Raw genomic sequence first — 7,490 nt, forward strand, 5'->3', positions numbered from 1 at the left:
CAGCTTCGCCTTACCGTAGGTATGGTTACTGACTTCGTCAGTTCCATCCACAACCTCAGAGCAGTGCTTTGAGCAGCCTGCGGTTAGCTTCCTAGTTTGCTGATGATTTTCATTGAGTTTTAAATCGTTTGAAAGGAGGTTTTTATGACGCATTATCTTGCGATTGATATTGGAGGGACTAATATCAAGTATGGACTGATTGATGAGCGAGACCAGCTTCTTGAAACCCATGAGATCCCAACAGAAGCCTACAAAGGTGGTCCGTATATTTTACAAAAGATAAAAGGCATTGTAGCTAGCTACATAGATAAAGGTCCTGTGGCTGGGGTTGCCATCTCCTCGGCAGGCATGGTCGATCCTGACAAGGGAGAGATTTTCTACTCGGGTCCACAGATACCAAACTACGCTGGTACTCAGTTTAAGAAAGAAATCGAGGCGACTTTTGATTTGCCTTGCGAGATTGAAAATGACGTCAACTGTGCAGGTCTAGCGGAGGCTGTATCTGGTAGCGGTCAGGGAGCAGGCATTGTCTTTTGCTTGACCATCGGTACAGGCATCGGTGGTTGCTTGGTTATCGATGGACAGATTTTCCATGGTTTTAGCAACTCTGCCTGCGAGGTGGGCTACTTCCACTTGCAGGATGGGGCTTTTCAAGACCTAGCCTCTACAACAGCTCTAATCCAGTATGTAGCAGAGCGACATGGTGATTCCGTTGAGCAGTGGAATGGTCGTCGCATTTTCAAAGAAGCAACCGAAGGCAATAAAATCTGCATGGCAGGGATTGACCGTATGGTCGGCTATCTAGGAAAGGGATTGGCAAATATCTGCTATGTGGCAAATCCTGAGGTGGTCATCCTCGGTGGCGGTATCATGGGACAGGAAGCCATCCTAAAACCAAAAATTCGTCAGGCATTACAAGATGCTCTCGTACCAAGCCTCGCTGATAAGACACAGCTGGAATTTGCCCAACATCAGAATACTGCAGGTATGGTTGGAGCGTATTATCATTTTAAAAATAGGCAAATATAAACGGAGGGAGTAAGAGAAGACTTCTTTTTGTGAAAAAAGGTTTCAAATTATTTCCATTCTTTCGCATCGAACTACTAAAACACTCTGCTAAATGGATTAGATTTGCAGATAGGGTTCATTACTGAGAACTTCTTAGGGATTATTCACTTATCTCAAGGTGTAGAAATGTGCTTGGAAAGGTTTTGTTGACTACTAGGTTAGTGAGTGATTGCGAGTATGCATTGAAGGTTGGACGCTTTTTGTCCAGCCTTTTTTTAATATCCTTTATCATTTAGGGTAGAGCCATAAAAATAAAAGGCACTATGATACACTTGTGGAATTACCCACTAGTAGTATCGTAGGGCCGAGATGTGGTAAAAAAGAGAAATCAAGAGTGGATTGTTCAGCATATGTAGTATATATTTAACAGTCTCTGTAGTAAGCGGGGCTTGCTTCAGTCTCATCTTGTTTTTCGATGATAACCATTTAGTTTTTTATTTTCCCAATAACTATTAAATATTTTTTCTTTCCGTTCGCGGTCAATTTCCAAGAAATAGGCATAGAGAAAATCAATCATCAAAAGCATGGGGAATTGGGCGGAAATACGTTGGATGTAGTCTGGTTGTCCATGAGGAGAGACGAATACAGTCTCATGGAAAGGAATTTTTTCTTTTGGAAACTGACTAGTGAAAAGAACAGTTTGGGCTCCCATCTGCTTGGCATCTGTTAAACTATCTAGAATGGAGAGAGTTTTTCCAGATAAAGAAAAAGCGATGACTAAACAGTTTTTATCCATGATACTGGTGGTCCAAGCAAAACCGTCAGGGTCGGTCAAGGCTTCGCAAACTACTCCTAAACGCATGAAACGAAGCTTCATTTCTCTTGCGACGAGACCAGAACTCCCTGTACCAAAAAAGTAGACACGATCAGCTCCTTCCATCATGCTGGCAATTCGGAGCAACTGCTCTTCGTTCAAGAGTTTTTTGGTGTTTTCTTGGAGCTTGCTATAGTTATGAAAGACGCGGCGAGATAGGTCACTTAATTTTTTGTTGGATTCTGTTTTTTGATTTTGATGGATATACTGGAAAATAAACTCACGATAGCCTGTAAAACCACATTTTTTAGCAAAACGGGTCAAAGCTGATGGAGAAATGTGCAGGGTGAGAGCAACCTGTTGTGAGGATAAGTCATTCTGAACTCCTTCAGGAGTTAAAAAGTAGTGGGCAATATGGCGTTCCAACTCAGTCATATCGTCTAGATGCATCTCAATTATTTCGTAGACATCTACTTTATTTTCCATGGCATCTCCTAATCTAAAACAGTTATATGTATATTATAACATAGAAGTAAAGATTTTAACGGAGAGGAAGCATAAATGTATGACTATAAATTTTATAGGAGAGTTCAGATTTTTTAAACAATCCCTTTATTTTAGGCATTTTCTATCCCTAAGGATTCCCATACTTTTATTTGTAAGTTTTTTAGTTAGCGCTATCAAAAAATATGATATAATAGAATAAAAACGATGGAGGTGAACTTATGGGGAAACTAATTGAATGGATTTTTATGAAAGTCTATCTATCCATGCTGGCATCCGGTCTTTTTTTATTACTAAGCTTTTCAGGAGGCTTGGTCTTGGGTATCGGACCGGCTAGTATGACTGTTATGAGCCTAGCAGAGACTAATGGTGAAGATTACAAATCCTATCGCATTAAGGAAGCATGGCGACTGTTTCGAAGTAACTTTATACGAGGAAATCAAATGTTTTATTCTTTCTTTTCTCTTCTAGCAGTTTTTCTTTATGGGATTTACTTAATGGTTCAACTTCCTAATCAATCTTTATTTTATCTTAGCTTGACCCTATTGAATCTATTCTTGGCTCTTTTATTGCCCTTGCTTTATACTCTCTATCTAAAAATACAGGTGCATTTTGAACTTTCGTATCTAAATGGGCTTAAACTTTCTTTTATCTCCCTTTTTCTAACACCTCCTCTGCTACTTTTAAAACTAGTGATAGGCTTTGCTTTACTGGTCTTAGTTGGTTGGTATGCCCCAGCACTTGCTGTCTTCGTTTTGCTAGGGATGTGGCATTTTTTTGTAAATGACACCTTGGCACCACTTTACTCTATTTTAGAGAGTCATTTGGAGTCTTAGTGATGAAGAAATTTTGGCTTCATTCCCTTCTGAGGCTCTATACCATGATATTGATTGGAGTCTTAAGTTTTGTAGCTGTTCTTGTTTCTTATGCTAGTTGGCAATCCAATCAAGTGGAAGCAGATCGTGTTATCGAGAGAGTGATGAGCAGAACTCTTGATCAATTGGATTATTATTATCAACGTTCCCTTCAACTATCACAGACTTTGGTAAATACAAGTGGAAAGCAAGAAGGACTTTATCGTTATTTTAGTTTGAACTCAGCAGATTATCAACGTTGGAAATTGCAATACCACTACGAGAATGGCGGTTCAGTATCCATCCATGATTCGGTATCTGCGATTTATGCTCAGAATGATTTTGTTGAAGAATTGGCAATTGCGCTCCAAGATAACCAAAAAGTATTTGTTTCTAGCCGAACACGTCCTGGTGGAGAACAAGTTGCAGCCAAAGACTTTCAGCCTAAAGCTGCTTCTTTTCCCATTTCCCTTTATGATGTGACAACGGGAGATACTTTAGGAATAGCCTATGTTACGATCAATGAGGCAAGTATCAGTCAGTCTATCCGAAATTCAGGTGGAAATTTTCCTCTTACAGTCCGAGTGACTTCTCCATATGATAAGGAAATTCTTCTTTTTTCTTCCAAAAAAGGAACCCCACCTCGTAAATGGTTTGTAAGAGAAACGACTCATGGGTATCAAATAAAGGTTGGTCTAGCTTCAGGCTATGTTTTGCAGCATAGTTTGACAAATACGGTTCTAATTGTAGGCATGAGTGGTGTATTAATCTGGATTTTATATACTATTTTAGTGCGAATCTTTGCTAATTATCAGAGACAAGTTATCGATATCGTCGATACACTTCAGTTGGTTACCCAGACGGAAGGGGTGCGAATTGATACCAAAACAAAGGAAGATGAACTCTTTTTAGTTGCTGATAACATCAATCAAATGTTAGATACTCTTGATGCCAATATCCGGGATATTTATGAGTTGCGACTTCTTCAACAAGAAGCTAATATGCGAGCATTGCAGGCACAAATTAATCCTCACTTTATGTATAACACTTTGGAGTTTATTCGGATGTATGCAGTGATGCATGATCAAGAGGAGCTAGGGGATGTTATCTATGAATTTTCTAGGCTTTTACGCAACAATATCTCTGATGAGAAAACAACAACGCTGGCCAGTGAGTTAGAATTCTGTCGTAAGTATAGTTATCTTTGCATGGTCCGTTATCCTAAGTCAGTAGCCTATGGATTTAAAATTGATGAGAACCTGGAGGAAATGATCATCCCCAAGTTTACAATACAACCATTGGTTGAAAATTATTTTGCTCATGGGATTGACCATAGACAGCTTGATAATGTGATTAGTGTGAAGGCCTTGCATCGCTTAGGGGAGGTTGAAATTCGGATTGAGGATAATGGCCGGGGGATGACAACAGAGCAACTAGAGAATATACGCCAACAGTTGGCTCAGCGAGAGTTTCGACACGACCAGCACCGTAAGTCCATTGGGATTGTCAATGTGCATGAGCGGATGGTTCTCTTTTTCGGAGAACGTTACCAAATCTTTATAGACTCTAACGAGGGAGCCGGTGTTTCCTACCGTATCCTGATTAGAGATGAGGAAAATGATGTTTAAAGTAATTTTAGTAGATGATGAATACATTATCACAGAAGGATTAAAGGTGATGATTCCGTTTGAACAATTCAAAATGGAGGTTGTTGCGACTTTTCGTGATGCAGATAGTGCTTTGGATTATATCAAGGAGCACAATGTTGATATCATCATTACAGATGTCAATATGCCTGGTAAGACAGGATTAGAGATGATCAGCCAGATGAAAGGAATTCTACCAGACGCTCACTATATTGTCATGTCAGGCTACCAAGACTTCTCTTATGTTAAGACTGCCCTAAATCTACAAGTAGTTGACTATCTTTTAAAGCCGGTGGACAAGGTAGAGTTGGAACAAATTTTAACCAAAGTCTCCCATCAACTTCAACTGGCTAGCTTAAGTAGATCCCCTGTCGTCCTTCACAGCAATATGTTGGAGAAGGAATGGGAGGACTTGTTAGCGAATAAATCTTCTGTTTGGTTAGGTCTATCTAAGGAAGCGGAAGGTTTTGCGATTATACCACAAACTCTTCTAGGTCAGCCACTTTATTTCTTTTTAGCTGATCAGGTATCTAGTAACGCTATTGATGGTCAGCCTTTTCATGCTCCTTATCAAGAAAGCTACCGTTCCTTTCATCATCGTGTGGAAAAACAATTGTTTTATGGAGATGCTGTTTTGGATGAAGAAGAAAGTGTCTTTAGTTACTATGAACCTTTGTATCGGGTTATTATCCAAGGAAATCTCCAGCAAATCTTAGCCGAGCTTGATTTAGTTGAAAATTTAGTCAAAACGCATACTCCTAAGGTTGCAGTGACCAAGCAACTGTTTATCCAGTTTATCATGGATGTGTTTCATCTCTTTGAGCACCTAAAAGCGGAGGACATGACGCAGATTGTTGCAGAGATGGAGGAAATTGCAAGCTTTGAGATTTTGACAGACTATACAGAGAAGAAGTTGATTGCCCTTTTTGAGCAATATCGGATGAACGAAAATGTTGTGAAAGTGTTGGAAGTCATCGGCAAAGATTACCAAAAAGAACTCTTGCTCAAGGACATCTCCAAAGATCTCTTTATTAATCCAGTTTATCTTGGGCAACTGATCAAACGTGAGACCAACTCGACTTTTGCAGAGTTACTGAATAAACAACGAATCAAGGCGGCGCAGCAGCTCCTCTTATCAACGAATGATAGCATTGAGGATATTTGTTTTGCAGTAGGATATAGCAATGTTGGTTATTTTTATAAAGTTTTCCGCAAAATCTGTGGGAAATCTCCAAAGTCCTATCGAAAACAAGTTATGATGCCATAGTTTTAGCTGGCTAGTGAGATTTTCTAGGTAACAAAAAAATCTCAATATTACAAGAAAAAGTCAGTTCGGTTAAATAGCCCATTTAGGGCTTTTTTATTTTTCTAATTGTGGTAAGATAGTATCAACCAACAAGAAAGAAGAATGATTTTTGATGAAAGTAAAACAGAAAATTGCACTCGCTTCAGCAGCTGTATTTTCAGCTGTTCCCTTTGTAGCAACAGAAGCACAAGAAGTTTTAACTTGGACACCACGTTCTATTGATGAGATTAAAGCAGATGTTACCAATCGTGACAACCAACAAAGTTATATCGTAAAGTATGGGGATACTCTCAGCACGATTGCATCAGCCTTGAATGTAGATGTTAATGTTCTTGCAAATTTAAACAAGATTACAAATATGGATTTGATTTTCCCTAATACTGTCTTGACTACCCAAGTGAATGCTCAACAAGAAGTTACAGCGGTAGAAGTCCAAACGCCATCAGCTAGTCCAGCGGAGACTCCGGTTACTGCAACAGCTGATTTGGAAACAAATGAAGTGAAAGTGGACAATCAAACAGTTGCAGTTGAGGATTTGACTCAACCTGTTGCAGCAGAGACGCCAGCCCCATCTGTCCCAACAGCGCCACAACCAGAAGTTGCAGCAGAGACGCCAGCTCCAGCAGCTCCAGCGGCAGAAGCTGTAGCGGAAACGCCAGCTCCAGAAGCTCCAGTGGCAGAAGCCGTAGCAGAAACACCAGCTCCAGAAGCTCCAGTGGCAGAAGCCGTAGCAGAAACGCCAGCTCCAGAAGCTCCAGTGGCAGAAGCTGTAGCAGAAACACCAGCTCCAGAAGCTCCAGTGGCAGAAGTTGTAGCAGAAACGCCAGCTCCAGAAGCTCCAGCAGCAGAAGCTGTAGCAGAGACGCCAACTCCAGAAGCTCCAGCAGCAGTGGAAGACCAAACTTATAGTGCACCAGCAACTACTACAGCAGTTGATTTTGCAACACTTGCAGCTCAAAACTCTGCTAATGCTGGTTTACAGCCAAAGGCAGCAGCCTTTAAGGAAGAAATTGCAGCTAAGTTCGGTATCACAAATATCGGTGGTTATCGTGCCGGAGATACTGATGGACAAGGAACAGGCCACAGTGATGGACTTGCTATCGATGTTATGGTACCAGTTGGTTCTGCTTTGGGTGATCAAGTTGCTCAATATGTTATTGACAATATGGCGCGTGCGGATGTTTCCTACATCATCTGGAATCAGAAGTTTTATATGCCAATAAACAACATCTACGGACCAGCAAATACTTGGAATATGATGCCAGATCGTGGCGGTGTAACAGCCAATCACTATGACCACGTTCATATTTCCTTTAACAAATAAAAAAAGTCCAGCAGTTCAAGTTGAATGAACGGCA

Annotated in this window: 6 protein-coding genes; 5 read left to right on the forward strand and 1 reads right to left on the reverse strand. The window is 40.5% G+C overall.

Annotated features, from left to right (window positions below):
• The first annotated feature begins 144 nt into the window (after nt 1-144).
• Entirely contained in the window at nt 145-1,029 is an 885-nt protein-coding gene (locus tag STRDD10_RS07965; RefSeq protein ID WP_067194808.1) for an ROK family protein, read from the forward strand.
• A 439-nt stretch (nt 1,030-1,468) separates the two neighbouring features.
• Here STRDD10_RS07965 and STRDD10_RS07970 read toward each other — a convergent pair whose 3' ends face one another.
• On the reverse strand, nt 1,469-2,308 hold the full coding sequence (locus STRDD10_RS07970) for a MurR/RpiR family transcriptional regulator (RefSeq protein WP_067194811.1): 840 nt from the start codon (nt 2,306-2,308) through the stop codon (nt 1,469-1,471).
• Between the two features lie 239 nt (nt 2,309-2,547).
• On the opposite strand from STRDD10_RS07970, the gene STRDD10_RS07975 reads away from it, so the two are divergent.
• The 4 genes from STRDD10_RS07975 (at nt 2,548) to STRDD10_RS07990 (ending at nt 7,456) form a co-directional block, all read left to right on the forward strand.
• Entirely contained in the window at nt 2,548-3,162 is a 615-nt protein-coding gene (locus tag STRDD10_RS07975) for a DUF624 domain-containing protein (protein WP_067194814.1), read from the forward strand.
• A gap of 2 nt (nt 3,163-3,164) precedes the next feature.
• Complete coding sequence (locus STRDD10_RS07980; protein WP_067194816.1) at nt 3,165-4,808, forward strand: sensor histidine kinase; 1,644 nt, start codon at nt 3,165-3,167, stop codon at nt 4,806-4,808.
• Nucleotides 4,801-6,093, forward strand: a complete 1,293-nt coding sequence (locus STRDD10_RS07985; protein WP_067194819.1) for a response regulator transcription factor — start codon at nt 4,801-4,803, stop codon at nt 6,091-6,093. Before STRDD10_RS07980 ends, STRDD10_RS07985 begins: the two co-directional genes overlap by 8 nt.
• Before the next feature lie 151 nt (nt 6,094-6,244).
• A complete protein-coding gene (locus STRDD10_RS07990; RefSeq protein ID WP_156468634.1) occupies nt 6,245-7,456 on the forward strand; it encodes a LysM peptidoglycan-binding domain-containing protein in 1,212 nt (403 codons plus the stop codon).
• Nucleotides 7,457-7,490: the final 34 nt, after the last annotated feature.

It is taken from the genome of Streptococcus sp. DD10 (assembly GCF_001578805.1).
Classification (GTDB): domain Bacteria; phylum Bacillota; class Bacilli; order Lactobacillales; family Streptococcaceae; genus Streptococcus.

What these genes read in the sequence shown, in the direction of transcription:
- STRDD10_RS07985 (WP_067194819.1), top strand. Translation starts at nt 4,801, where the DNA reads ATGTTTAAAGTAATTTTAGTAGATGATGAATACATTATCACAGAAGGA.
- STRDD10_RS07965 (WP_067194808.1), top strand. Translation starts at nt 145, where the DNA reads ATGACGCATTATCTTGCGATTGATATTGGAGGGACTAATATCAAGTAT.
- STRDD10_RS07970 (WP_067194811.1), bottom strand. Translation starts at nt 2,308, where the DNA reads ATGGAAAATAAAGTAGATGTCTACGAAATAATTGAGATGCATCTAGAC.
- STRDD10_RS07980 (WP_067194816.1), top strand. Translation starts at nt 3,165, where the DNA reads ATGAAGAAATTTTGGCTTCATTCCCTTCTGAGGCTCTATACCATGATA.
- STRDD10_RS07975 (WP_067194814.1), top strand. Translation starts at nt 2,548, where the DNA reads ATGGGGAAACTAATTGAATGGATTTTTATGAAAGTCTATCTATCCATG.
- STRDD10_RS07990 (WP_156468634.1), top strand. Translation starts at nt 6,245, where the DNA reads ATGAAAGTAAAACAGAAAATTGCACTCGCTTCAGCAGCTGTATTTTCA.